Genomic DNA, 24,256 nt, shown 5'->3' with positions numbered 1-24,256 from the left:
GGCTGACATCATGCTGCATCAGTTCTCGCGTACCGAACTTGCTATCGGACCCGAGGGTCTGGAAGTTATGAAAAACAGCACGGTAGCGGTGCTCGGCATCGGCGGCGTCGGCTCCATCGCGGTGGAGGCCCTCGCCCGCACGGGCGTCGGCCGCATTATCCTGATCGACAAGGACGCTGTCGATATCACCAACATCAACCGCCAGATTCATGCGCTCACCACGACGGTTGGCCAGAAAAAAGCGGATTTGATGGTGGAGAGGGTCAAGCTGATCAATCCGGAGTGCGAAGCGATTGCGCTGAATATGTTCTATACCGAAGAAACATACGAGGAGCTGTTCAAATACAAGCTCGACTACGTCCTCGACGCGTCAGATACGATTCATTACAAAATCCATCTGATTAAGGAATGTCTCGCCCGAAAAATACCGATGATCTCAAGCATGGGGGCGGCGAACAAGATGGACCCGACGAAGTTTCAGGTCGCCGACATTTCCAAGACTACGATGGACCCGATCGCCCGGGTTATCCGCCAGAGACTACGCAAGGAAGGCATCAAGAAAGGCGTTAAGGTCGTATTCTCGACCGAGGAGCCGTTAAAGCCCCGGCAGGATGTGACGGACAAAATCGTGCCGGAGAACGCGCCCGAGATCCGGAAGGCGAAGCAGCCCCCGGCGAGCAATGCGTTCGTGCCTCCGGTGGCGGGATTGATTATGGTCAGCGTCGCCGTGCGAGAGCTGCTGGAAAACGCCGGGGTTAAGCTTTAAATTTGAAACCATAAAATACTGATAAGAGCGAGCGCCGAAAGCGGGCGGCTCGCTCTTTTATTGATCATATACAGGTTTCACGTGATTTTTGGAATAATAGCAATACCGGAGGTAAACCTGCATGAACAACAACTTTTGGCGCCGCAGCCTTGGGATGGAACCGGAGCATCAACTGAAGCGGGAGTGGGCAGCCGGCATTGTCTCCTATTTTGCCTCGGTCTATATCGTCATGGTCAACGCCGCCATTCTGCACGACGCGGGCATGCCGCTCCGGGCGGGGATGGCGGCCACGCTGCTGACGGCCGTCGCCGGCTGCCTGCTGATGGCCTTCGGCGGAAAGACGCCCGTTATCGTGGTGCCCGGAATGGGCATCAACGCTTTTTATACGTATACGCTGGTTCATTCCATGAAGCTGGACTGGAGAGAGGCGCTGGCAGTTGTCGCCGTTACTGGTCTGTTGTTCGCCGTGGTAGCATATACATCGCTCTACCGGATTCTCAGCGACGCGATTCCGTCCAATCTTCAGCATGCGATTAGCGTCGGCATCGGGCTGTTCCTGACCTTCATCGGCCTGCAAAAAAGCGGGATCGTGATCCCCCACCAGACGACCTTCGTCGCCATCGGACACTTCAGCGATCCCGCCGTCATCACCTCCTGCGCCACGCTGCTGCTGGCGCTTGTGCTGTTCCTGCGGGGCACACGGGGCGGGCTTCTGATCAGCATGCTTGCCGGGACCGGCCTGGCTTACCTTCTTGGCGCCGGGCCCGGGCCGGACAAGATGGAGCCCGGGCCTCTCTTCGCAGGTTACGGGAACGTGTTTCTTGGCATGGATTGGACCCGAGCGCTCAGCCTCGTGTTCTGGATCGCCGTCTTTCTGCTGCTGCTGATCGTCGTATTCGAGAACATCGGCCTCATCTCTGCGCAGACCTTGATGGCCGGGCATCCCGAACGCTTCAAGAGCAGCCTGCGGGCGCTCTCGCTGGCCAACATCGCCGCCGGGCTGCTGGGGAGCAGCCCGGTTGTGGCCGCCGCCGAGTCGTCCGCCGGCATTGCCGCCGGCGGACGCTCCGGCCTGACCTCGCTTGTCGCCGCACTGCTGTTCGGCGCCACGTTCCTGTTCGTTCCGGCGCTGGCCTATATCCCGGACAGCGCGATTGCGCCGATTCTGATTGTGATCGGCGGACTGATGGTGCAGAGCGTGAGCCGGACCGATTTCAGCGATCCCAGCGAGGGCTTTCCCGCCTTTTTGATCATGGTTATGATTCCGTTCACCTACAGCATTGTCGACGGCATGGCCTTCGGCTTCATCGCCTATCCGGCCTTGAAGCTTGCGCTGGGCAGAAGCAGCGAGGTTCCTCCTGCGCTGTACGCCATTGCCGGTCTGTTCACAGCGAATTTCATCCTTCATGCCTTCCTGTAAATGCAGCTGATGAAGCTTAATGCAAATTTCGCATTCCGGGATATGGTAATTCCTTTTTACCTGTGCTACAATGAATATCCTTTTTGTGCGAGCATGGGTGAGGAGCATGCGCTCCTTTGAACCGGTTCTGCCTTACATGGACGGGGGAGGCTTTCCCCCTATTACTTTTAGGAGGTAACTGAAATTGGAGGACAACTTTCAAAGTGCCTATCAAGAGGAGCAGGAAAGGCTGAACACAGCTCTTGCGGAAATTGACCGGCAGCTGGCAACGCTAAAGAGCACACCGGTGTACACAGGGAACGATTACACGGAACAGATTTTGGAGGCATCGAGGGAGCAGAGACGCGGCAATCTGGCCAAGCTCAAACAAGAGCCTTACTTCGGCAGGCTGGACTTTGAGGAAAACGGCGGCGGGGAACGCAAGGCGCTCTATATCGGCAAAATCGGCGTGGACCATGAACAGGTTAGCGACCGCCCGCTCGTCATCGATTGGCGCGCGCCGGTGGCGAGCCTGTTCTATTCGTTTACCGGAGGCAAGGAGCCCGCTTCCTACGAGTCGCCCGAGGGGATTGTCGAAGGGCTGGTGTATCTAAAGCGCAACGTGGTGATCCGTAAACGGATTTTGGAACGGGTCGCGGACACCTTCGACCGCGAGAGCGACGGCCCGGCGGTTTCGGATGAATTTCTCGTCTACCGTCTGGGAGAGAACAAGGATAACCGGCTGCGGGATATCGTATCGACCATCCAGGAGGAGCAGGACCGGATTATCCGGGCGGCCAAAAACACGGCGCTAATTATTCAGGGCGTCGCCGGCAGCGGAAAGACGACAGTGGCGCTGCACCGGCTCGCTTTTTTGCTGTATCAGTACAAGGAGCAGGTGGCGGCGGAGCGGATGATTATTTTTGCCCCGAACCGGATGTTTCTGGACTACATTTCGGATGTGCTGCCCGAGCTTGGCGTTGGCAACATTCAGCAGAGCACGTTTGCCGATTGGGCTGCGGAGATGCTTGGACTGGAGCTTACGCAGGGTGACGCTATGGAGACGCTGAGCCGCTGGTTCGAGTCGCCGGGCGGGATGCCGGAAATCACGGAACAGACACCCGGACGCTTCAAGGGATCGACGGCGCTGATGGGAATCATCGAAGAGGCGGTGCGGAGGCTGGAATCCAGCTCTGTCCCCGAAGGGGATTTTATTCCGTGGGAGGGTGCGGTTCTGCCCCGGCGAACGATTCTCCGGTGGCATAATGAAGAATATGCCCCTTATCCGCCCGCCAAGCGGAAGGAACGGGTTATGGCCCGGATTCACCGCTGGATCGAAATGGAGCTGAAGAAAAGCCCTTCGGCCGCGGCGCTGAAAGACCGGAAGAAGAAAGGGGCGCAGCGCGAGAAGGCTTACGGCGCGAAATGGCCCAAATACGATCCGCTGACGATTTACAAGCAGATTTTCCGGGCTGTAAAGACGCCTGCGGATTGGCCGGCCGAAGCGCCCGATGCGATTCCGTCAGCTGTGCTGAAAGAGACGCGAAGCCAGCTTAAAAAGGGTGCGGTGCTTGAAGAGGATCTGCCGCCGCTGCTCTATATTCATTACCTGCTGAACGGGGATGAAGGCGCGCCAAAATTCGACCATATCGTCATCGACGAAGCGCAGGATTTCTCACCGTTCCAGATTGCGGTGCTTGATCTATATGTTCGCGGACACTCTTTTACGATACTGGGCGATTTGTCGCAGGGCATCCATGCCTATAAAGGGGTGCATGACTGGAGCGAAATGCAGTCCCTGTTCGCGCCGGAGCACACGTCCTACCATGCGCTGACGCGCAGCTACCGGTCCACGATGGAAATTATCGATTTCGCCAACGGGATTTTGTCCGCAGGCGTACATAGCGACCTGCTGGCCGTTCCGGTATTCCGCAGCGGCAGTCCCGTCCGGCTGATAGAGTATGGAGAGAGCCGGGAAGCCGATATCCGGTCCGCGCTTGCGGATCTGTCCGGAAGAGACTACCGAACCGTGGCTGTCCTGACCCGGACGCTGGCGGATGCGGCGCGGCTCTACGAAGGGCTGTCGGAGCATTTTGATGATATCCATTTGATCGACGGCGGAATTACGGAATACCAGGGAGGGCTTTCAGTGCTCCCGCTCTACTTGTCTAAGGGGCTGGAGTTCGATGCCGCCATCGTAGCCGATGCCGATCTCGACGCTTACGGAGAAACGGCTTGGGACGCGAAGCTGCTGTATGTCGGTTGCACCCGGGCCCTGCATGAGATGTGGCTGCTGCATAACGGCAGAATGCCGGAGTATCTGCGTGAGGCAGCGAAAGGCGGAGAGACGGCCAAGGGATGGCCGGAAGTTCCCTCTGCGGCGAAGGCGGAATAGGAGCGAAGCAGAGAACAAGCTGGTTTGAGCGAAAAAACAGAATGAGGCCCGTACCGGAAAATTCCGGACGGGCTTTTTTGGGGGGAGGGGGAGAATAGCCTGACAACCGTAAAACTCTCTGCCGTGAAGCAACGAACTTAAAACTCGTATAACAAGCAAATTGGTATATTCGAGTAACCGGAAGACCGTCGTTCACTAATAAGCGGGTGGTGGTTTATCTGTGTAGCGGGCCTGCGTTGCAAGAGAAATGGGCCTCCCGCGAACCTGGAATTTCCAGCGGCTGTGCTCGATCTCCTGTGAAATGGTATGATAGAATCATACAGCTTACAGCAAGGAGTGTAGATATGGATTTATTCTCTTTCGGGAATATGGCCGGCGACGGTCGCCTGCTGGCGGACCGCATGCGCCCGGAGACTCTCGATGAATATATAGGCCAGGAGCATATTTTGGGCAAGGGCAAGCTGCTGCGCCGGGCGATTGAGGCGGATCAGGTCTCGTCCATTCTGCTGTACGGGCCTCCGGGATGTGGCAAAACGACACTCGCCCACATTATTTCCCATCATACCAAAGGGGAGTTCGTAAGGCTTAACGCGGTGGAAGCGACCGTTAAGGATGTGCGGGAAGTGATTGAACGTGCGCAGGACGCAAAAAGCCTCTATGGCACGAAGACGATCCTGTTTCTGGACGAGGTGCACCGCTTTAACAGCTCCCGTCAGGATGCGCTCCTCCCTGCGGTTGAGAAGGGTACAATTATTTTCATCGGGGCGACGACGGAGAATCCGTTCCATTATGTGAACGGTGCCCTCATGAGCCGGTCCACGCTGTTTCAACTGGAGCCGCTGAACAAGCAGCACAGCCTGACCGCGATGCGCCGGGCGCTGGAGGAACGGGACAAGGGGCTCGGCTTTATGGATCTGAAGGTCGACGAGGCCGCGCTGGATCACATCGCGACGATGGCGAACGGCGATATACGCAGGGCGCTGAACGCGCTGGAGCTGGCCGCGCTGACAACGCCGCCGGATAGCGGCGGAACCGTGCATGTGACGCTTGAGGTGGCGGAGGATTCCATCCGCCGGCCAACCGTCAAAGCGGACGAGTCGACGCAGTACGACGTGGTGTCCGCCTTTCACAAGAGCATCCGCGGCTCCAGCGACGCCGCCCTGTTCTGGTTCCTCTACGCCGTGGAGAAGCTCGGGATGGACCCGATCGTGTTCATCCGCCGCCTGATCGCGGCCGCCAGCGAGGATATCGGGCTTGCGAACCCGCAGGCGATGGTGCAGGCGGTCAGCGCGCTGGAGGCGTACCGCAACAACGGCTGGCCGGAAGCGAAGCTGAACATCGCCCAGGCGATTCTGTTCGCGGTCGAGAGTCCGAAATCGAACGCGGTGTACATGGCGATTTCCAGGGCGATGTCGGCGATCGACGAGCTGAAATCGGCCGAAGTGCCGCTGCATCTGCGGGACACGCATTACAAAGGGGCGGCGGCTTTGGGGCATGCCGGGTATAAATACCCGCATGATTTCCCGGGCCACTACGTGAAGCAGGAGTATTTGCCCAAGGCGATTTCGCGCCGGGTCTTTTACCAGGCGACCGAGCAGGGGAGCGAAGTGAAGATTCGGCATAATCAGGCGCTGCGAAGGGAACAGTAGACCGGGCCGCAGCCGTATACGGCGCAGAAAAAAAGAGCCTTTGCCGGAGCACCGCTTGGGTGCGTTCCGGCAAAGGCTCTTTTGCTTTAAAAATTCGCTACAGCCGCAAGGCTCCCCAGGCTTTAGGCCGATGGCTTATTGCGGCTGCGGCACAACCTTCTCGGCGTATTCGATCGTTCCGCCGCCGAGGCAGACATCGCCGTCATAGAAGACGACGGCCTGTCCGGGCGTAATCGCCTTCTGCGGCGTATCGAAGGCAACATACAGTGTGCCGTCTTCGCGCTTCGTCAGCGTGACGCCTTGATCCGGCTGGCGATACCGGAACTTGGCCGTGCAGCGCAGCGGCTCAGTGCCGGGGCCGTGCCCGTCGATCCAGTTCACGCCGGAAGCGACAAGGCCTGTGGAGTACAGGCTGGGGTGCTTGTCCCCCTGAACGACATACAGAATGTTGCGGCTGAGGTCTTTATCCGCAACGAACCACGGCTCGCCCGTGCCGGAGCCGCCGATGCCGAGGCCTTGGCGCTGGCCGAGCGTGTAGTACATCAGCCCGTCGTGGCGGCCCTTGACTTCGCCGGTGGCGATGTCCACCATGTCGCCGGATTTGGCCGGCAGGTACTGGCTCAGGAACTCGCGGAAATTACGCTCCCCAATGAAGCAGACGCCGGTGCTGTCCTTCTTCTTGGCCGTATACAGTCCAGCTTCTTCGGCGATCCGGCGGACCTCCGGTTTCGGCAGATGGCCGATGGGGAACATGGCCTTCGACAGCTGCTGCTGGTTTAAGGCGTTCAGGAAATAGGTCTGATCCTTGTTGGCGTCAACGCCGCGGAGCAGCTTGAATTCGCCGTGCTCTTCCACAACCCGCGCATAATGGCCTGTCGCCACATAATCGGCTCCGAGCTGAAGCGCCTTGTTCAGGAATTCGCCGAACTTGATCTCCCGGTTGCACATAACGTCCGGGTTAGGCGTACGCCCGGCCTTATATTCGTCGAGAAAATATTTGAACACTTTATCAAAGTATTCTTTCTCGAAGTTTACGGTATAGTAAGGGATGTCAATCTGCTCGCATACGCGGCGTACATCCTCCGCATCGGTTTCGGCTGTGCAAACGCCGAATTCGTCGGTGTCATCCCAGTTCTTCATGAAGATGCCGATGACGTCATAGCCCTGCTGCTTCAGCAGCAGCGCCGTAACGGAGGAGTCCACTCCCCCCGACATGCCGACAACGACGCGGGTATTTTCTTTTGCTTTTGTCACCCTGATCACCATCTTTTTGTTTAGATTGAATAAGCTTTATGCAGTCTTGCCGTACACCAGCGGCTGGGCTTACCGTGAACGCTCCCGCTGATTTGACGCCATCATTGTCCGCCCTGGAAGAACACTTTTGTAAAAAAAATTACGTTTTGTGTTTCAAAACCATCTGCGGATATGTTAACATAAAATCAAGAGCAATCATCGGAATACGCTGATTTATTCTTACGGTTTTGACCAACTACTAATTATACTATACCCAGCTATAATATTGAAAGAGGTGCCCCTTTGAAAATATCGACAAAAGGCCGATACGGATTAACGATCATGATGGAGCTCGCCGTCAGGTTTGGCGAAGGTCCAACATCTTTAAAAAGCATTGCCGAGAAAAACGGATTATCCGAGCATTATCTGGAGCAGCTGATTGCCCCCCTGCGCAACGCGGGCCTCGTCAAGAGTATTCGCGGCGCTTATGGCGGCTATATTTTGTCCCGTGAAGCAGCAAATATTACGGCCGGGGATATTATCCGCGTGCTGGAAGGCCCGATTTCTCCCGTGGACTTTACGGAAGAGGACGACCCGGCCAAGCGCGACCTGTGGCTGCGCATCCGCGACAGCATTGCCGATGTGCTGGACTCCACAACGCTGGCGGATCTGATCTCCTTCAAGGAAGAGACCCATATCGACAACTACATGTTTTATATCTGAGTGTGAATTTCTAAAAATAAACATATACTCCTCGATGCTGAGGAATTTCCCTTTAGAGCCTGTTTGGACAGGCTCTTTTTTCTTGTTATTTAATTCAATCTGGCGATGCTGTCGCGAATCTGCAGCTGATGCGAGACGGACCAATGGTAAGCGGACAGTTCCTCTCCTTTAATGAGCTTGATGAGATTGCGCGCGGCAACCATCCCAAGCTCGGATGCCGAATACCGGACCGTTGACAATTTGGGCCTGATAATGACCGTCATATCAATGTCATCAAAGCCAAAGAAGGAGACTTGTTCCGGGACCTTCACCCCGGTCTCCGCCAGAAAGTTCATGGCGCCGATGGCGATCCGGTCCGTAGCGCAGAATACGGCAGTCGGCAAAGGCCCCGAATCATAAAGCTTACGCATGGCGGCAGCTCCTTCTTCTACCGATAGCGCGCTCTCGAGTACCCGTTCGGGGCGAATGGGCAGATGAGCTGCGTGTAGTGCCTGTTCATAGCCTTGGAACCGGTGGTTGCCTGCTGAGATATCGCCTGTTGAGCCTCGCAGCATAGCAATGTCGCGATGGCCTTGCTGGATCAGATACGTTACCGCCTCAAAAGCGGCCGACACGTTGTCCACATGGACCGAAGGAATGGACTTCTCGCGATAATCCCGGCCTACCAGAAGGCAAGGGATATTCGAAGCCTGGGTGAGATCGAACAGAGAATCCCGGATACCGCTCGCGGATACTATGATTCCGCTGGCCTGCATTTCGCGGAACAGATTGTAGTAGTGAAGCTCGCTTTCCTCATTTCCTCCAGATAACGCAATCATAACGTCAAAGCCATATAACCGGGCGACCTGATTAATCCCTTCAACCATATCGTCCAATACATTATTTTTAATTTCCGGCAGCAGTACGCCTATTAACGAAGTAGTATTCTTGACCAGCGTTCTGGCGATGGCGTTTGGGCGAAATTGAGTGACCTCCAGCACATCCAGCACACGCCGGCGAATGTCGCTGCCAACCGTAGGGCTGTTGTTAATCACCCGGGATACGGTAGAGATGGAGACATTGGCCATTCTGGCAACGTCTTTTATAGTAATTTTCATAAGTAATAACCGGCTTTCCTGCATAGGTTAAGGAGACATGGACCTTCAGAAAAGGTTTTCTGAAAGTAAATTCATTATATCAGTTTTGGTTAAATACGCAATTTATCCCGCATTCCGAATGTTTTATTTTGGATGTAATCGAATAAGAAAGCGCTTGACCAATCATATGCAGGGGAGTATAATCGTTTCCAGAAAACGTTTTCTCATCTATTTAGTTTTTATGCTCTGATATAACCCTTTATTGCCTTGATTTCTATTGAATAGGCTTAATCAGAGTGATTTTTTTAACTTAATTGAGAAAACGTTTTCTACATAAAGAGAGGCCTCAACTAAAATATCGGTGAAAAGAGGAGAAGAAACGATGGGCAATGCGCTTGTAAAAAGAGAAGATGCTCTACTGGAAACACCGCCGAATATCACTTTGAAAGAAAAGATCGGTTACGGGTTTGGCGATTTTGCCAGTCAGCTTTTATTTGCCGCGGCAATGACTTTTCTATCCTATTTCTACACGGACATTATCGGGATTAATGCGGCTATTATTGGCACTTTGATGCTGATTACGCGTATCCTCGACGCCTTTATTGATCTTGGAATTGGCGCTCTGATCGACAAAACGAAAAGCAAGCATGGCAAGGCCCGCCCCTGGCTGCTCTGGATGTCCGGCCCGTTTGCCCTTTCGGGAATTCTCTTGTTCACCGTTCCGGATGCCAATGCGACCATCACAATTGTATACGTTTACTTTACCTATATCCTGATGAATTTCATTTATTCAAGCATCAATGTCCCGTACGGAGTCCTGAATTCGATGATGACTCAGGATGCATACCAGCGTTCACTGCTGAATATTTTCCGCATGATCCTGGCTACGATGGGCGCTTTGCTTATCAATTATTTTACACTGCCGCTTGTGAAAGCGTTTGGGGGTGGCCAACAAGGCTGGGTGTTCTCCTTTGTCCTGTTCGGATTGCTCGGCACCTTTTTCTTCCTTATAACATTCTTCAGCACCAAGGAAACGGTTACCCCGTCGGTTGTACAAAAGCCAATACCATTTAAACGTGCCTTCGGTGCGCTGCTTCGCAACAAATACTGGAAGCTGATTCTTGGATTTGCCATCGTCTACTTTATCAATAACTCCATCGGTACAGGCATGAACGTATACTACGCCCGCTATGTGCTGCATGACGCTGATCTGGTCGGGGTATTGGGATTATCCCTGCTTGCTCCTTCTCTGCTTGGCTATGCGATTCTATCGCCCGTTGTCAAACGGATCGGCAAACGCAATTCCTCTATTATTGGAAGCCTTTTATTAATCGTGGGCTCGATTGTCATTGCCGTAAGTCCGGCGAACCTTGCGGTTGTCTGCTCGGGACTGATGATCAAGGCGCTTGGCCATGCAGCTATCCTCGGCACCTTTTTCGCGATGCTGGCCGATACGATAGAATATGGAGAATGGAAGACCGGGATGCGGACCGAAGGACTGGTATACAGCGCGGGCAGCTTTGGAACGAAGGCGGGAGGCGGACTCGGGGCGGCGTTTATCGGCTGGAGCCTGGCTATTGGAGGATATGTCGGCGGTCAGGCTTCCATCAGCGTATCCGCTCTGGCGTCGATTCATTTCATGTTTATTTATTTCCCGATCATTTTGGCCCTTCTGCAAATCGTATTCCTGGCTTTTTATAAACTGGATAAGATTTTTCCGGATATTGTAGAAGAACTGCAGACTGTAAAATCTTTAAATTAATGAATGGAGGCATATGAAATGGAGAAAAAATGGTGGAAAGAAGCGGTATTTTATCAAATTTACCCCCGGAGCTTTCAAGACAGCAATGGAGACGGGATTGGCGACCTGAAAGGAATCACGTCACGGCTGGATTATCTGCAGCAGCTTGGAATTGATGTGATCTGGCTGTCGCCGGTCTATCAATCTCCCAATGATGATAATGGATATGATATTTCCGATTACCGGGATATTATGAGTGAATTTGGGACGATGGCCGATTTCGATGAGATGCTGGATGCGGCTCATGAACGAAACATTAAAATTATGATGGATCTTGTGGTTAACCACTCTTCGGACGAACATGCCTGGTTCATGGAATCACGTTCTTCCAAGGACAGCTCATATCGGGATTATTACATCTGGAGGCCTTCCCAAGACGGCAAGGAGCCGAATAATTGGGGCTCATTCTTTGGAGGTTCGGTATGGGAGTGGGATCAGGAGAGCGGCGAATATTATTTGCACCTGTTCAGCAAGAAGCAGCCGGATCTGAATTGGGAGAATCCAACACTCCGGAATGAAATCTACGAGATGATGTCCTGGTGGCTGGATAAGGGCGTTGACGGGTTCCGCATGGACGTAATCAATTTTATCTCCAAGGTTCCGGGTCTTCCGGACGGCGAGGTTGTGAGCGGGCTTACCTACGGAAACGGCATGCCGTTCTTTGCGAATGGTCCTCGTATCCATGAATATTTGCAGGAGATGAATTCGAATGTCTTGTCCCGGTATGATTTGGTAACCGTAGGTGAGATGCCTGGCGTCGACGTTGAAGAAGCCAAGCTTTATACGGGAGATAGCCGGAATGAGCTGAACATGGTGTTCCATTTCGAGCACGTCAATTTGGGATATGGAGAGTACGGACGCTGGTCTGTTGGGGAGTGGAAGCTGCCCGAGCTTAAAACGATTTTCAGCAAATGGCAGTACGGGCTGGAAGAGAGCGGGTGGAACAGTCTTTACTGGAGCAATCATGACCAGCCGAGGGCGGTGTCCAATTTCGGCAATGACAGCGAGGAGTACCGGATCATATCCGCTAAAATGCTCGCCGTCTGCCTGCACATGCTGAAGGGAAGTCCCTATATTTACCAGGGGGAGGAGCTTGGCATGACCAACGTCCGGTTTGAACAAATTGACGCCTATCGGGACATTGAGACGGTTAATGCTTACCGTGATTTTTGTGATAACGGGTTGATTGCGGCTGACGTAATGTTAAGCGCCATTCACCGGAGAAGCCGGGATAATGCGCGTACCCCAATGCAGTGGGATGGGACGCCGCATGGCGGGTTTACAACCGGTATCCCATGGATCGAGGTGAATCCGAATTATACGAATATCAACGCCGAGAATGTTTTGGCCGACCCCGATTCGATTTATTACTTCTACCGGAAGCTGATACAGGTGCGCAAAGAAAATGAGATTGTGGTTTATGGCAAATATGACCTGATTCTAGACGAGCATGAGGAGATTTATGCCTATACCCGATCATGGAACGATGAAAAATGGCTGGTCGTCTGCAACTTCAGCGAGGGTACTCCCTTGTTTCAGCTGCCAGAATCGCTTGTTTCCTACACTTCGGCGACATGGGTGACAGGGAATTATGCCGAAAGCGCAAGAAATATCGTCTCTTTAGAGCTGCAGCCATATGAAGCGCTGGTCCTGTCGCTGAAGCGGTAGTCTCCCGTCCGATTTGGGCGAAGCTCTTGCCGGTCTTGACTTTTTGCGGTATGCTCTCATAGCACGGTCACAAGGTTGTATTTATTTTGTTAATTAATGGTAACCTATGGGTGTGCGGGATGATATACAATTTTCTGGACAGACTTACAGATAAGGACAGTGAGTTTAATATATGAAGCCGATCTATTTGGACCACGCTGCTTCAACGCCGGTTCACCCGGAGGTGGCGGAGGTCATGATGAAGGTAATGACAGAGCAATTTGGCAATGCCTCCAGCGTGCATACGTTTGGGCGCTCCGCCAAAAAGACGGTTAACGGGGCGCGCGATGTCATCGCCGCCTCTTTGGGCTGTTTCTCCGATGAATGGGTCTTTACCGGCGGAGGCACGGAGAGTGACAATCTGGCGCTGTTCGGCGCGGCTCATTCCCGTAAGGGCGGACATATTATTACGACGGCGATCGAGCATCACGCGGTGCTGCATGCCTGCCGGGAACTGGAGAAGGAGGGCTATTCCCTGACCTATCTTCCTGTCGACGGAACGGGCCGGGTTGTGCTTGAATACCTTGAAGCCGCGCTTCGTGAAGATACGTTCCTGATCAGCGTCATGCTGGCCAACAATGAAGTGGGAACGGTACAGCCCATTGAAGAAATAGGCAGGCTGGCCCGGGAGCGGGGAATTTTGTTCCATGTGGACGCCGTTCAGGCGTTAGGCTCGGTTCCGATTACGCTGTCCGCCCTGCCTGTGGATTACATGAGCTTTTCTGCTCACAAAATCAACGGACCGCAGGGAATCGGTGGACTCTATGTCCGGCGCGGCGCACCGCTTCATCCCCGGATGCACGGAGGCTTGCAGGAGAAGGGCCGGCGGGCCGGGACGGAGAATCTGGCCGGCGCGGCCGGATTCGCCAAGGCGGTGGAACTTGCCGTGAAGGGCCAGACGGGCAGACATGAGGAGTCTCTGCTGCTGCGGGACCGGCTCCTTCGTGGCCTTGATCAAGGAATCGGACGGGATGCCTACCATATTAATGGAAATCCTGAGTATGGACTGCCGCATATCACCAACATCAGCTTTCCCGGCGTTCGAACGGACGTTTTGCTGATGAATCTCGATATGGAGGGCATCGCCGCCTCGAGCGGATCAGCCTGCACCTCGGGCTCGCTCGAAATCTCACATGTACTCAAGGCGATGAAGCTGCGGGATGAGTATTTGAACTCGGCGATTCGGTTCAGCACCGGATTGGGTAATACTACTGAAGAAATGGAACTTGTTTCCCGGAAAATTGAAACCATTGTGAACCGGCTGCGTATTAAAGACTAGAGTCTTTATCGCCGGAAAGGTTTTCTCTTCATTTCAGGAGCTTCGGCAGCTTTAAGGCTAGCCAGAATTCTCTTTGGACTCCATAAATGTAAGGAGATTGCGGCATGAAACTCCAGGAATTTGTCGGTCTTAATGTGATTGGAGTCGAGGAAGGTAAAGAGATCGGCAAAATTGTCGATTGCATTTTGGATTCAAACTGGAACATTACGGGTATTGAACTTGAAAGCAAATCTTTTTTCGGCGGTCATGTGAAAGTTGTGGCATGGGAAGACATTGTCGCCTATGGCGAGGATGCCGTGATGATACAGAGCGAGGAGTCCATTCGGAAAATGGACGCAGACAGCATACCCCATACCTTTCTGGACGGCAAGAGCAAACTGAAAGACATGCAGGTCGTGACGGAGACCGGAACGATCCTCGGAACAGTGTCTGATGTTTATTTTGACCAAAAGATGGGAAACACAATAGTAGCATTGGAAATCAGCGATGGTCTGGTGACCGATTTGATGGAAGGCCGTAAATGGCTGCCTTGTCTGCCGGAAATGACGATTGGGGAGAACGCGGTTCTGGTTCCCGCACTCAGTGAAGAACGATTGGAAAAAAATATTAATATCGTTAACGGATAGGTGGAATGTGTGTATGAAGTGTCCAAACTGCGGGTCCAAGGATATCGGAAAGATTGGTTCCCATCAATTTTATTGCTGGGGATGTTTCATTGAACTGACGGTAAACGGCGAGAAAATGTCGGTCTATCAGGTTGAAGAAGACGGCACGCTCAGTTCGCTCGATGATCTGTTCTGCGGAGAAGACCTGGTTCAGGAGTTTCCGCATATTCACGCCACTTCTTGAGGCAAGCTGAACGCTTGTCTCAGGAGTCGGTACATAAAGAGGGCAACGGCGTCCAATCTCCTTGACTGCGGCAAATGTGGCGGGGAGGTTGGGCGTTTTTATTTTAAGAAAAATATTCGGGATAATCGCGTCATCATACAGGTTTTCGAAACATGCGGTTATTTTTCGGCGGACAAACATATACTTACTTTACAAGCCAGTCCAGTTTGGCCGCAGGAGGTAACGCCATGGAGCAATGGCTCGGAAGCAAATGGTTTCGCACGATGGTCGGGGTGCTGCTGGCTCTGATCATTTTGTATTTCGTCTGGCTGCTTCATCCGATGCTGCAGCATATTTTTACTTTTTTGAAGGCGGTGCTGGCTCCTTTTGTGACTGCCATGATTATCTCGTATGTGCTTAATCCGGTTGTCAGTCTGCTGGCCCAAAGGAAAATGCCGCGCGGTGTGGCCGTCCTACTGATTTATGCCGTATTCCTCACTGCAATCGCGGTCATCGCCGTTAATCTGATCCCGATGTTCATAAAACAGCTCGAAGAGCTAAATGAGCATTTGCCGGAGATGACTTTAAGGGCGCAGGGGCTTATGCACAGCATGAATACCCGTCTAATCCCGCCGGGAGTGGAGATGGGGATGAACAACTGGTTTTTTCAACTGGAAAATCGTCTGGCCAAAGGAATCTCGAATTTTCTCGACCATATCGGCACGACGATCGGCGTCCTGTTCGACGCTTTTATCGTCCCCTTTCTGGTGTTCTATATTTTGAAGGACTTCGATGTATTCGAACGGGCGCTTGTGTCCTGTCTCCCGCGTTCCCGCCGCAAATCCATCGTGACGATGTTAAAAGATATCGACGAGGCGCTCGGCAATTATATCCGCGGCCAGTTTCTGGTCAGTCTGATCATCGGCACAATGGCTTATATCGGCTACGCTTTGATCGGAATGCCGTATGCGCTGCTGTTCGCGAGCCTTGTGGCCATATTTGAACTCGTTCCGTATTTGGGGCCATTTCTCGGCGCGGCTCCCGCCATCGTGATGGCGTCGACCATTTCATTTCGCATGGTGCTGATGGTCGTCGTGGTGAACACACTGTGCCAAATGCTGGAGAGCAATGTCATCTCGCCGCAGGTCGTGGGCCGGACGCTGCACTTGCACCCTCTGCTTATTATTTTTGCCCTGCTGGTGGGGGGCGAAATTGCCGGTATTGTCGGCCTGATTCTGGCGGTTCCCGTGTTCGCGGCCGGTAAAGTCGTCCTTCAGCATCTAATCACCTATTATATGAAGCGGAAGACGGTGTGAGGGAATGCGCATTGACTGGAGAGGCGGCTTCTGTATATAATATTATGGAATATAAACTTCACAGGATTCAATGAAGAGGAGCATTAATTTCGGGTGTGTCACGCAGAGAGCCGGTGTTCTTGGTGCGAGCCGGTTGACGAAGTCGAAATGAACTCGCCTCTGAGAAACGGCGACAACCGCGAGGGACTTCAGAAAGGACAGCAATGCCTGCTGACCGAAGGAAGCTTTCCAAGCGTTAACCGACGTCGGCCCGCCCCCGTTACAGGGCGTTAGAGTGAGCAAGCGGTGATTTGGGAAGTCCGCCTGCTAACTAGGGTGGTACCACGGGAATTCAGCCTCTCGTCCCTAGCGTTATACGCTAGGGATGGGAGGCTTTTTTATTGATTGTTCGCAGCAATTCAAGGAGGAATAGGTTATGAGTGACAACAAGGGGAATACGACTGCCCAGGGTTACCGGGCGCAGGTACTGGAACCGAAATGGCAGAAATATTGGGAAGAGCATCACACGTTCAAAACCGGGGAAGACCCGAGCAAGCCTAAATTTTACGCGCTTGACATGTTTCCTTACCCTTCGGGAGCCGGTCTGCATGTAGGGCATCCGGAAGGCTATACGGCGACGGATATCGTCTCCCGCTACAAGCGGATGCGCGGCTATAATGTGCTTCATCCGATGGGCTGGGACGCTTTCGGCCTGCCGGCCGAGCAGCATGCGCTGGATACGGGACAGCATCCGCGTGATATCACGGTCAAGAACGTCAATAATTTCCGCCGTCAGATCAAATCGCTGGGCTTCTCCTACGATTGGGACCGCGAGATCAGCACAACGGACCCCAGCTACTATAAATGGACGCAGTGGATCTTCATTCAGCTGTACAAACGCGGCCTGGCTTACGTGGCAGAGGTGCCGGTGAACTGGTGTCCGGCGCTTGGCACCGTACTGTCTAACGAAGAAGTCATCGACGGCAAAAGCGAGCGCGGCGGGCATCCCGTCATCCGCAGACCGATGCGCCAGTGGATTCTGCGGATCACCGAATACGCTGAACGTCTGCTGGAGGACCTGGAAGAGCTGGACTGGTCCGAAAGCATCAAGGACATGCAGCGCAACTGGATCGGCAAATCGAAGGGCGCCGAAGTCACCTTCCGCATCGACGGGCATGATGCGGACTTGACCGTGTTTACCACCCGTCCCGACACGCTGTTCGGGGCCAGTTACTGCGTGCTCGCGCCTGAGCACGAGCTGGTCGCTTCGATCACAACGGACGCCCAGCGACAGGCTGTGGAGGATTACAAGGAGCTTGCCGCCCGCAAGAGTGATCTGGAGCGGACGGATCTCGCCAAAGAGAAGACCGGCGTGTTCACGGGTGCCTATGCGGTCAACCCGGTCAACGGCGCCAAGCTGCCGATCTGGATCGCCGACTACGTCCTGGCCGGATACGGCACCGGCGCGATTATGGCGGTACCGGGACACGACACCCGCGACTGGGAGTTCGCCAAGCAGTTCGGGCTTGACATTATCGAGGTTGTCCAGGGCGGAAATCTGGAAGAGGAAGCCTACAGCGGCGACGGTCCGCATGTCAATTCCGACTTCCTGAACGGGCTGGACAATACAGTGGCTATCGCCGCCATGATCTCCTGGCTTGAGGAAAAGGGCTTTGGCAAGGGCAAGGTAACCTATCGCCTGCGCGACTGGCTGTTCAGCCGCCAGCGCTATTGGGGCGAGCCGATCCCGATTCTGCATCTGGAAGACGGCACGATGAAGACGGTCCCGGAAGACCAGCTGCCGCTTGTTCTGCCGGATGTCGACGCGATCAAGCCTTCGGGCACGGGCGAATCGCCGCTGGCCAATGTGACGGAATGGGTCGAAACGGTGGACCCCGAGACCGGCATGAAAGCCCGCCGCGAGACGAACACGATGCCGCAGTGGGCCGGCAGCTGCTGGTACTACCTGCGTTACATCGATCCGCATAACGACAAGGAGCTGTGTTCTCCCGAGAAGCAGAAGGAATGGCTGCCGGTCGACCTGTACATCGGCGGCGCCGAGCATGCGGTGCTTCACCTGCTGTATGCCCGCTTCTGGCACAAGGTGCTGTACGATATCGGCGTTGTGAACACGAAGGAGCCGTTCCACAAGCTGGTCAACCAGGGCATGATTCTCGGCACGAACAACGAGAAGATGAGTAAATCCCGGGGCAATGTCATCAATCCCGATGAGATTGTGAACGAATTCGGCGCAGATACACTCCGCGTGTATGAAATGTTCATGGGACCGCTGGAAGCAACCAAGCCGTGGAACGCAAACGGCGTGGAAGGCATTCACCGCTTCCTTTCCCGCGTATGGCGCCTGTTCGTAAGTGAAGAGGGCGGCCTGAACGCCAAAATCACCGAGAACGGCGGTACCGAGGAATTCAAGCGCACTTGGCACAAGACGATCAAGAAAGTCACCGATGATCTCGAAAATCTGCGGTTCAATACGGCAATCAGCCAGCTGATGATCTTTATCAACGACGCCTACAAGCAGGAGACGCTTCCGGTCAAGGCGATGGTAAACTTCGCGCAGATGTTGTCTCCGCTCGCTCCGCATCTTGCCGAAGAGCTGTGGCAGCTGCTTGGACATGAGGGCACCATCTCTTATGTGGAATGGCCATCTTATGACGAGGCGCTGACGGTGGACGCCGAGGTGGAAATCGTGGTTCAGGTGAACGGCAAAATCGTTCAACGCAGCCTGATTCCGCAGGGCATGGGACAAGAGGAGATGCAGGCGCATGCGCTGGCTCTTCCGAATGTGAGCGCGGCAATCGAAGGCAAGACCGTACGCAAGGTGATTGCGGTTCCGGGCAAGCTGGTCAATATTGTAGCGGGTTAGCGAAGCACGCCAAACCCCGCGGCGGGAATTTATCCCGCTGCGGGGTTTTTTGCGTGTTTGAGAGTGTCACGGCGGGATATCCCGGTCAAGCTCTCGCCGCAAGAGCCGGGCATTTTCGCTGGGCTGCTTCTCATTTGTTCGGGTGAATCCCGTCCTGTTCGAACAAAGAATCGAGTTTGGCCAAATCCTCACCGTACTTCCCGTGTGTCGTTGCGGTCAGCCGCTCGAACACACCGTCCAGACTGCAGCGCAGGTGGTTCAGGGCTTCGGCGGTAATGCCGCCGGGGACGGCGACCCGATCCTGCAGCTCCTGGGGCGTAAATCCGCCTTCGGTCAGCAGCTTGCCCGTCCCAAGCAGCATCTCGGCCACGAGTTTTACCGCTAGCGTCCGGTCGATTCCGGTAGCCTCCGCGCCGGCCTCAATCCATCGTTCTATAAAGTAGCTCAGAAACGCCGGACCACAGCTGGAGAAATCGGAAGAAATGCGTGTATGGTGCTCATCTATTTCCACCGGAGTGCCGATGTGGGACATCAGCTGCAGCAGCTTCGCCTTGTCTTCGTTCCCGAGGCGGCTGCCGAACACGCAGAGCGAGGTACCGCTGTATATGCTGTGCGTGATGCTGGGGATGATTTTGGCGATTTTGGACGGCAGGGCACGTTCCAGGTGGTAAATCTGTACCGGACTGGTAATAGATACGACGATTTGTTCACTCCGGAGACAATGGCCGATTTCATCGGTCAGTGCTTTAAATTCCATCGGCTTGACGCATAAAAATAAGATATCGCTCTTGACCGCAGTCTCGCCGTTGCTTTCAGCCAGCGTGATCCCGGGGTGAAGCTGCGCGAGCCGAGCGAGCTTCTGCGGACTGCGGTTGCTGGCAATCACATCACCCGCCCGAAGCCCCCCGGAAGAAAGAAAGGCGTCGATCAACAGGCCGCCCATGCTGCCCGTTCCGATAAAACCCACTTTCATCCTGTGGTTCCCTCCTTTCGCGCTTTACTCATTGGCAGTAATGTTCTTCGTTATATGTATGCATTTCAGTCCTGTACGCATACCAAATTTTTAAGTGGAATCTGGAAAAGGATTACAGATCATTCAGAAGTCATAGAAGAAGAGGTGAGCGGTTATGAAAAAGACTATGCTAATCGGCAGAATCGCCGCAGCAATAATCGGAAGCGGCCTGATCTGGATGGCGGGAAGCGGCCGGGATCAGGGAACCGAGGGCTGGGAAATGCTCAATGCCCGGGTCGCGCAGGCGATTGAAGGCGGGCAGGATGCCAGCGCCAGTATTGGCAGAGACGGAGGACAGGCGGCTACCGGGAGGAGCGGGGCGGCTGGGGAAGTAGGCGGCAGTCCATGGGCCGGCGAGGCTGTAACGGCAACAGCGCCGGTTCTCGCAGCGCAGTCCGGGACCGGCGGGAGCCTGCCGGGTCATGACGCTGCTCCCGCTGCTGGAGCTGCGGATGCCCAGACGTCTGCCGAAGGCAAGGTTAATGTCAATACGGCGGGCCTCACAGAGCTCACCAGCCTGCCGGGCATCGGGGAAAAGAAAGCGCAGGCGATTCTGGATTACCGGAAGCAGCATGGGCCGTTCCGCAGCCCGACGGATTTACAGAATGTAAAAGGAATCGGCCCCAAAATGCTGGAAAAGCTGAAGCCCTATGTTGCTTTTTAATACAGCTTGGCTTGACGGATTAATCCGTAAGCGACGGTTGTTATAGTGTGCGGATGGGAGGATATGCTACAATAGAGAACAACGATTTTGAAGAAAATGGGGAACGACAATGACCACTGCCTATCGCAAAGATTGGGATACCTATTTCATGGACATCGCCTTTATGGTCTCGACCCGTTCACGCTGCCCCCGCCGTCATGTCGGAGCCGTGCTTGTTCAGGGGAAGAAGCTGCTAGGCACCGCCTATAACGGAGCACCCATGGGTGTGTCCGACTGCTCCGAAGAGGGATGCATGGTCTCCGAGCAGTATGAGCTGGAGATTGTGGATGGGGTGGAGACGATGGTCAAGAAGCAGCGCTGCATCCGGACGATCCATGCGGAGCAGAATTTGCTGCTCTTTACGGACCGGATTGACCGTGAAGGCAGTACGGTATATGTAACCGACGAGCCGTGCTGGACCTGCGCGAATATGCTTGCGAACAGCGGGGTCGTGGAAATCGTCTACCACCGGAGCTATCCGAAGGACACGGAAAAGGTCCGGTTGATGATGGCTTCAAAAGGCATCCAGTTCCGCCGGCTGGAAGGGTATGAGCCTCCTCGTGAGACGGTGCTGAGCGTATCCGACTAAGGCGGGCAGTTTGGCAGCTTATCCACGAATTCTACATCTGTTACGAAAATTGAAGAATCCAAGAGGAAGAACCTCTGTTTAACGCTGTTGCGTTGGCAGGGGTTCTTTTTTTTTGTTGCCGCTTGAGGAGCCGCACTTAGCTTAACAAGTTGGTTATTTTACGAAGATAAGGAGGAAGGGTGATGAGAAAAAGACCGCTGCTCTATGTGGTCGTCTGCTGGATCGCAGGAAACGCAGCCGCAAGCATGCTGACCGCAGGAAGACTTCTTGCTGCTTGGGCCGGAGTGTCGCTGCTGCTGGCGGCAGCCCTGATGTCCGGCCGGTGGAGCCGGAAGCACCTGATCCTGCTGTGGGTAACGCTTGCCTTAGGCGGAGCGTACTGGGAATGGAATGACCTGCGGAACACAAGCGTCCTTCCGCAGGCGCTGGGGATGCCCTCCGCCCGGCTGGAAGAACTGGCGGTTGCTGCGGAAGGGACGATTGTTTCAACGGTGGAACGGGACGGCGACCGCGTTGATTTTACAGTGAAGCTGGACAGTATTCGGTCATCCGGTTCACCGGCCGTTTCATTGTCCAATGGCGGAGAGGACAAGTCGGTAATGCCAACAAGCCCGGACGGAACAATTGGATCTGGCCACACAGCAGTTGCCGGGCCGGCCCATGGCGAACAAATCGCCGTTCAGCTTAAACTCCAGGCCGAGCAGGAAATCGCTGTCGCAGCCTCCTGGAGAAGAGGAGACCGTGTAATACTGAATGGCACGCTGACTTCCCCTTCCGGCGCCCGGAATTTCGGGGGCTTCGATTACCGCGCTTACTTGCGGAACCGGCATATCCATTGGCTGCTAAAAGTTGCCGGGACCGGACAAGTCGATGCATCGTCTCCCGCAGCGTGGAGCTTTCGGACGCTTTTGCGCTGGAACGATGATGTTAGAGCGCAGCTGGGGGAAGAGCTTGAATCGCTGTTCCGGAAGAAGGACGCCGCTTATCTGAAGGGTCTGATTATCGGCATGCAGGATGAGCTGGACCCCGCGACGTACCGCCAGTTTTCCAGGCTCGGTCTGACACATATTCTTGCCATTTCAGGGATGCATGTCGCGGTATACGCGGGCTTCCTGCTGTTTCTCCTGTCGCGGCTGAGGTTTACCAGAGAGACGGCGCTGACTGTTACGCTGCTGCTGGTTCCTGCATATGTGCTGCTGTCCGGCGCGGGCCCGTCCGTCGTCCGGGCGGGGCTGATGAGCATGATTGCCTTATATGCGGCGCGCATGGGTGTGCTGAAGGACGGCATGCACATTTTGGCCGCCTCCGCCCTGCTTATGCTGGTATGGGAGCCGTATTTTTTGCTGAATGTCAGCTTTCAGCTGTCTTTTCTCGTTACGGCCGGTCTTATGGTCTATGTCCCCCTTGCCATGCCGCTTGTCGCCGCACTGCCCCGCAGGCTCGGAAGCGCTGTGGCCGTTACGCTGGTCGCGCAGCTTGTTTCTTTTCCGCTGACCATCTATTACTTTAACCAGTTTGCGCTGCTGTCTTTTGCGGCCAATTTAGCGCTCGTTCCCTTCATCACCTTCGCCGTGCTCCCCGCTGGAACGGCTGCGCTGCTGCTCGGCGGGATATGGCCGGCCGGCGCCAAGGCGCTGGCCCATGCCGTTGAATGGATGAACGATGTGACGTTTAACGCAGTGGAGTGGACCGGGCGCTATGCGGGAATATCGATTTGGCGCTCGCCATCTCTGCTATGGATCGCCCTGTATTATACGCTGCTGTATGCGCTGCTGTGGATACTTAAGCATTACGCCGACATGAGCGATGCGCCGCTGTATGCGGAAGACGAAACAAGGCCGCTTGAGGGGCTGCAGCCGTTATCCAAGGCGCCGCATTCCGCTTCCGCGTTCCCCGGTGATCCGGAGCGTGCCAGGACGCTGATTCGCTATCGGATCGCCGCTGCGGTCCTCGCCGGAAGCTTCGGCTTGTTGCTGTATGCGGGGTACCGGCCAGAGAGGCTTTCGCCCGAGGGCTCCGTCAGCTTTTTTGATGTGGGGCAGGGCGACAGCATGCTGATTACGACGCCAGAAGGCGCCCACATTCTGGTGGACGGCGGAGGGACGATGAGCTACGGCAGCAAGGAGGCATGGCGTATCCGCCGCAGCCCTTACGAGGTCGGGGCGAAGACGCTCGTTCCCCTGCTCAAAAAGCGCGGCATCCACCGGCTGGATGCGGTAATTTTGACGCATGGGGATCAGGATCACGCTGGCGGTCTTCAGGCCGTGCTGGAAGAGATTCCGGTGTCGGCGCTGCTGTTCAACGGAACGCTGGCAGAGCGGGAGGAATACATCAAGCTGATGAAGACGGCGCTTGATCGCGGAGTAAAGCTGTACGGCGTTCATCGGGGGATGACTCTGACACCGGACGACTCCGCCAAGCTCACCTTCTTGTGGCCGGAGCCGATGAACCCGGCGGGCGAAGAAATTCCGGTGCTGGAGAAGCAGAATCCGGCTTCCGTTGTCTTTCGCCTCGATATGAGCGGCACAAGCTTTTTGTTTACCGGGGATGTTGATATGGAGAGCGAGGAACGCATGATTTCGGCCGTCCGGGCATCAAGAGAAACTGCCTTCCCCGTAGATGTGCTGAAAGTCGCCCATCACGGCAGCAAGTCATCGACTGGCGGCGTCTGGCTGGAGTTCTGGAAGCCGCGTGCCGCAGTAATCTCCGCCGGGGTCAACAACCTATACGGCCATCCTAATGGCGAAGTGCTAGAACGGTTATCCGCAGCCCGAACAACGGTTTTTCGCACGGACCAGCACGGGGAGATTCAAATGAGAGTTCTGCCGGAAGGAATATCGGTACGTCATAAGTTGGAGGGGAAATGACGAGAGAACAATCGGATAATATGGGGGGACATCCGCGATCACTACTTGGC

The 24,256-nt window shown here is 54.8% G+C and carries 18 protein-coding genes and 1 other annotated feature; of the genes, 15 read left to right on the top strand and 3 right to left on the bottom strand.

The features are described 5' to 3' along the window. The first annotated feature begins 10 nt into the window (after positions 1-10). The 4 genes from G5B47_RS05715 (at position 11) to G5B47_RS05700 (ending at position 6,209) form a co-directional block, all read left to right on the top strand. A complete protein-coding gene (locus G5B47_RS05715; protein WP_165095237.1) occupies positions 11-766 on the top strand; it encodes a tRNA threonylcarbamoyladenosine dehydratase in 756 nt (251 codons plus the stop codon). Positions 767-887: 121 nt separating this feature from the next. Next, a complete protein-coding gene (locus tag G5B47_RS05710) occupies positions 888-2,186 on the top strand; it encodes an NCS2 family permease (RefSeq protein WP_165095234.1) in 1,299 nt (432 codons plus the stop codon). A 184-nt stretch (positions 2,187-2,370) separates the two neighbouring features. Continuing rightward, positions 2,371-4,560 carry a HelD family protein gene (locus tag G5B47_RS05705; protein WP_165095232.1) on the top strand — a complete coding sequence of 730 codons (2,190 nt, stop codon included), beginning with the start codon at positions 2,371-2,373 and terminating at the stop codon, positions 4,558-4,560. 344 nt (positions 4,561-4,904) lie between these two features. Beyond that, positions 4,905-6,209 carry a replication-associated recombination protein A gene (locus G5B47_RS05700; RefSeq protein WP_165095229.1) on the top strand — a complete coding sequence of 435 codons (1,305 nt, stop codon included), beginning with the start codon at positions 4,905-4,907 and terminating at the stop codon, positions 6,207-6,209. 135 nt (positions 6,210-6,344) lie between these two features. On the opposite strand, the gene mnmA is transcribed toward G5B47_RS05700, so the two are convergent. Further along, entirely contained in the window at positions 6,345-7,475 is a 1,131-nt protein-coding gene (gene mnmA / locus G5B47_RS05695) for a tRNA 2-thiouridine(34) synthase MnmA (protein WP_165095226.1), read from the bottom strand. 270 nt (positions 7,476-7,745) lie between these two features. Here mnmA and cymR point away from each other — a divergent pair, with 270 nt between their 5' ends. Beyond that, positions 7,746-8,165 carry a cysteine metabolism transcriptional regulator CymR gene (gene cymR / locus G5B47_RS05690; protein WP_025335991.1) on the top strand — a complete coding sequence of 140 codons (420 nt, stop codon included), beginning with the start codon at positions 7,746-7,748 and terminating at the stop codon, positions 8,163-8,165. 89 nt (positions 8,166-8,254) lie between these two features. On the opposite strand, the gene G5B47_RS05685 is transcribed toward cymR, so the two are convergent. Then, entirely contained in the window at positions 8,255-9,262 is a 1,008-nt protein-coding gene (locus G5B47_RS05685) for a LacI family DNA-binding transcriptional regulator (protein ID WP_084266557.1), read from the bottom strand. Positions 9,263-9,623: 361 nt separating this feature from the next. Between G5B47_RS05685 and G5B47_RS05680 the strand changes: the two genes are divergently transcribed. The 7 genes from G5B47_RS05680 (at position 9,624) to leuS (ending at position 19,035) form a co-directional block, all read left to right on the top strand. Continuing rightward, a complete protein-coding gene (locus tag G5B47_RS05680; protein WP_038596042.1) occupies positions 9,624-11,003 on the top strand; it encodes an MFS transporter in 1,380 nt (459 codons plus the stop codon). A gap of 18 nt (positions 11,004-11,021) precedes the next feature. Next, positions 11,022-12,710 carry a glycoside hydrolase family 13 protein gene (locus G5B47_RS05675; RefSeq protein WP_165095223.1) on the top strand — a complete coding sequence of 563 codons (1,689 nt, stop codon included), beginning with the start codon at positions 11,022-11,024 and terminating at the stop codon, positions 12,708-12,710. 172 nt (positions 12,711-12,882) lie between these two features. Next, positions 12,883-14,028, top strand: a complete 1,146-nt coding sequence (locus tag G5B47_RS05670) for a cysteine desulfurase family protein (protein WP_025335987.1) — start codon at positions 12,883-12,885, stop codon at positions 14,026-14,028. Between the two features lie 104 nt (positions 14,029-14,132). Further along, positions 14,133-14,654 (top strand): PRC-barrel domain-containing protein, encoded by a 522-nt coding sequence (locus G5B47_RS05665; protein WP_025335986.1) that lies wholly within the window; start codon positions 14,133-14,135, stop codon positions 14,652-14,654. Positions 14,655-14,667: 13 nt separating this feature from the next. Further along, entirely contained in the window at positions 14,668-14,877 is a 210-nt protein-coding gene (locus G5B47_RS05660) for a hypothetical protein (protein WP_025335985.1), read from the top strand. A 227-nt stretch (positions 14,878-15,104) separates the two neighbouring features. Further along, positions 15,105-16,172: an AI-2E family transporter gene (locus tag G5B47_RS05655; protein WP_025335984.1), complete on the top strand. Its 1,068-nt coding sequence runs from the start codon at positions 15,105-15,107 to the stop codon at positions 16,170-16,172. 61 nt (positions 16,173-16,233) lie between these two features. Continuing rightward, positions 16,234-16,522: a binding site (T-box leader), on the top strand. A 65-nt stretch (positions 16,523-16,587) separates the two neighbouring features. Beyond that, a complete protein-coding gene (gene leuS, locus G5B47_RS05650) occupies positions 16,588-19,035 on the top strand; it encodes a leucine--tRNA ligase (RefSeq protein ID WP_165095221.1) in 2,448 nt (815 codons plus the stop codon). Between the two features lie 130 nt (positions 19,036-19,165). Here leuS and comER read toward each other — a convergent pair whose 3' ends face one another. Continuing rightward, positions 19,166-20,008 (bottom strand): late competence protein ComER, encoded by an 843-nt coding sequence (gene comER / locus G5B47_RS05645; protein ID WP_165095218.1) that lies wholly within the window; start codon positions 20,006-20,008, stop codon positions 19,166-19,168. A gap of 154 nt (positions 20,009-20,162) precedes the next feature. Here comER and G5B47_RS05640 point away from each other — a divergent pair, with 154 nt between their 5' ends. From G5B47_RS05640 to G5B47_RS05630, 3 genes are all read left to right on the top strand, one after another. Then, positions 20,163-20,711, top strand: coding sequence for a ComEA family DNA-binding protein (locus G5B47_RS05640; RefSeq protein ID WP_165095215.1), 549 nt, complete (start codon positions 20,163-20,165; stop codon positions 20,709-20,711). 109 nt (positions 20,712-20,820) lie between these two features. After that, a complete protein-coding gene (locus G5B47_RS05635) occupies positions 20,821-21,339 on the top strand; it encodes a deoxycytidylate deaminase (RefSeq protein ID WP_165095213.1) in 519 nt (172 codons plus the stop codon). Positions 21,340-21,521: 182 nt separating this feature from the next. Beyond that, positions 21,522-24,206, top strand: a complete 2,685-nt coding sequence (locus G5B47_RS05630; RefSeq protein ID WP_165095210.1) for a ComEC/Rec2 family competence protein — start codon at positions 21,522-21,524, stop codon at positions 24,204-24,206. Positions 24,207-24,256: the final 50 nt, after the last annotated feature.

Origin of the sequence: Paenibacillus apii (assembly GCF_011043685.1) — a bacterium.
In the GTDB taxonomy this organism is placed as follows: Bacteria; Bacillota; Bacilli; order Paenibacillales; family Paenibacillaceae; genus Paenibacillus_AQ; species Paenibacillus_AQ sabinae.
This window is presented reverse-complemented; position numbering and strand designations above follow the sequence as displayed.

What these genes read in the sequence shown, in the direction of transcription:
- G5B47_RS05715 (WP_165095237.1), top strand. Translation starts at nt 11, where the DNA reads ATGCTGCATCAGTTCTCGCGTACCGAACTTGCTATCGGACCCGAGGGT.
- G5B47_RS05710 (WP_165095234.1), top strand. Translation starts at nt 888, where the DNA reads ATGAACAACAACTTTTGGCGCCGCAGCCTTGGGATGGAACCGGAGCAT.
- G5B47_RS05700 (WP_165095229.1), top strand. Translation starts at nt 4,905, where the DNA reads ATGGATTTATTCTCTTTCGGGAATATGGCCGGCGACGGTCGCCTGCTG.
- mnmA (WP_165095226.1), bottom strand. Translation starts at nt 7,475, where the DNA reads ATGGTGATCAGGGTGACAAAAGCAAAAGAAAATACCCGCGTCGTTGTC.
- G5B47_RS05685 (WP_084266557.1), bottom strand. Translation starts at nt 9,262, where the DNA reads ATGAAAATTACTATAAAAGACGTTGCCAGAATGGCCAATGTCTCCATC.
- G5B47_RS05680 (WP_038596042.1), top strand. Translation starts at nt 9,624, where the DNA reads ATGGGCAATGCGCTTGTAAAAAGAGAAGATGCTCTACTGGAAACACCG.
- G5B47_RS05675 (WP_165095223.1), top strand. Translation starts at nt 11,022, where the DNA reads ATGGAGAAAAAATGGTGGAAAGAAGCGGTATTTTATCAAATTTACCCC.
- G5B47_RS05670 (WP_025335987.1), top strand. Translation starts at nt 12,883, where the DNA reads ATGAAGCCGATCTATTTGGACCACGCTGCTTCAACGCCGGTTCACCCG.
- G5B47_RS05665 (WP_025335986.1), top strand. Translation starts at nt 14,133, where the DNA reads ATGAAACTCCAGGAATTTGTCGGTCTTAATGTGATTGGAGTCGAGGAA.
- G5B47_RS05660 (WP_025335985.1), top strand. Translation starts at nt 14,668, where the DNA reads ATGAAGTGTCCAAACTGCGGGTCCAAGGATATCGGAAAGATTGGTTCC.
- G5B47_RS05655 (WP_025335984.1), top strand. Translation starts at nt 15,105, where the DNA reads ATGGAGCAATGGCTCGGAAGCAAATGGTTTCGCACGATGGTCGGGGTG.
- leuS (WP_165095221.1), top strand. Translation starts at nt 16,588, where the DNA reads ATGAGTGACAACAAGGGGAATACGACTGCCCAGGGTTACCGGGCGCAG.
- comER (WP_165095218.1), bottom strand. Translation starts at nt 20,008, where the DNA reads ATGAAAGTGGGTTTTATCGGAACGGGCAGCATGGGCGGCCTGTTGATC.
- G5B47_RS05640 (WP_165095215.1), top strand. Translation starts at nt 20,163, where the DNA reads ATGAAAAAGACTATGCTAATCGGCAGAATCGCCGCAGCAATAATCGGA.
- G5B47_RS05635 (WP_165095213.1), top strand. Translation starts at nt 20,821, where the DNA reads ATGACCACTGCCTATCGCAAAGATTGGGATACCTATTTCATGGACATC.
- G5B47_RS05630 (WP_165095210.1), top strand. Translation starts at nt 21,522, where the DNA reads ATGAGAAAAAGACCGCTGCTCTATGTGGTCGTCTGCTGGATCGCAGGA.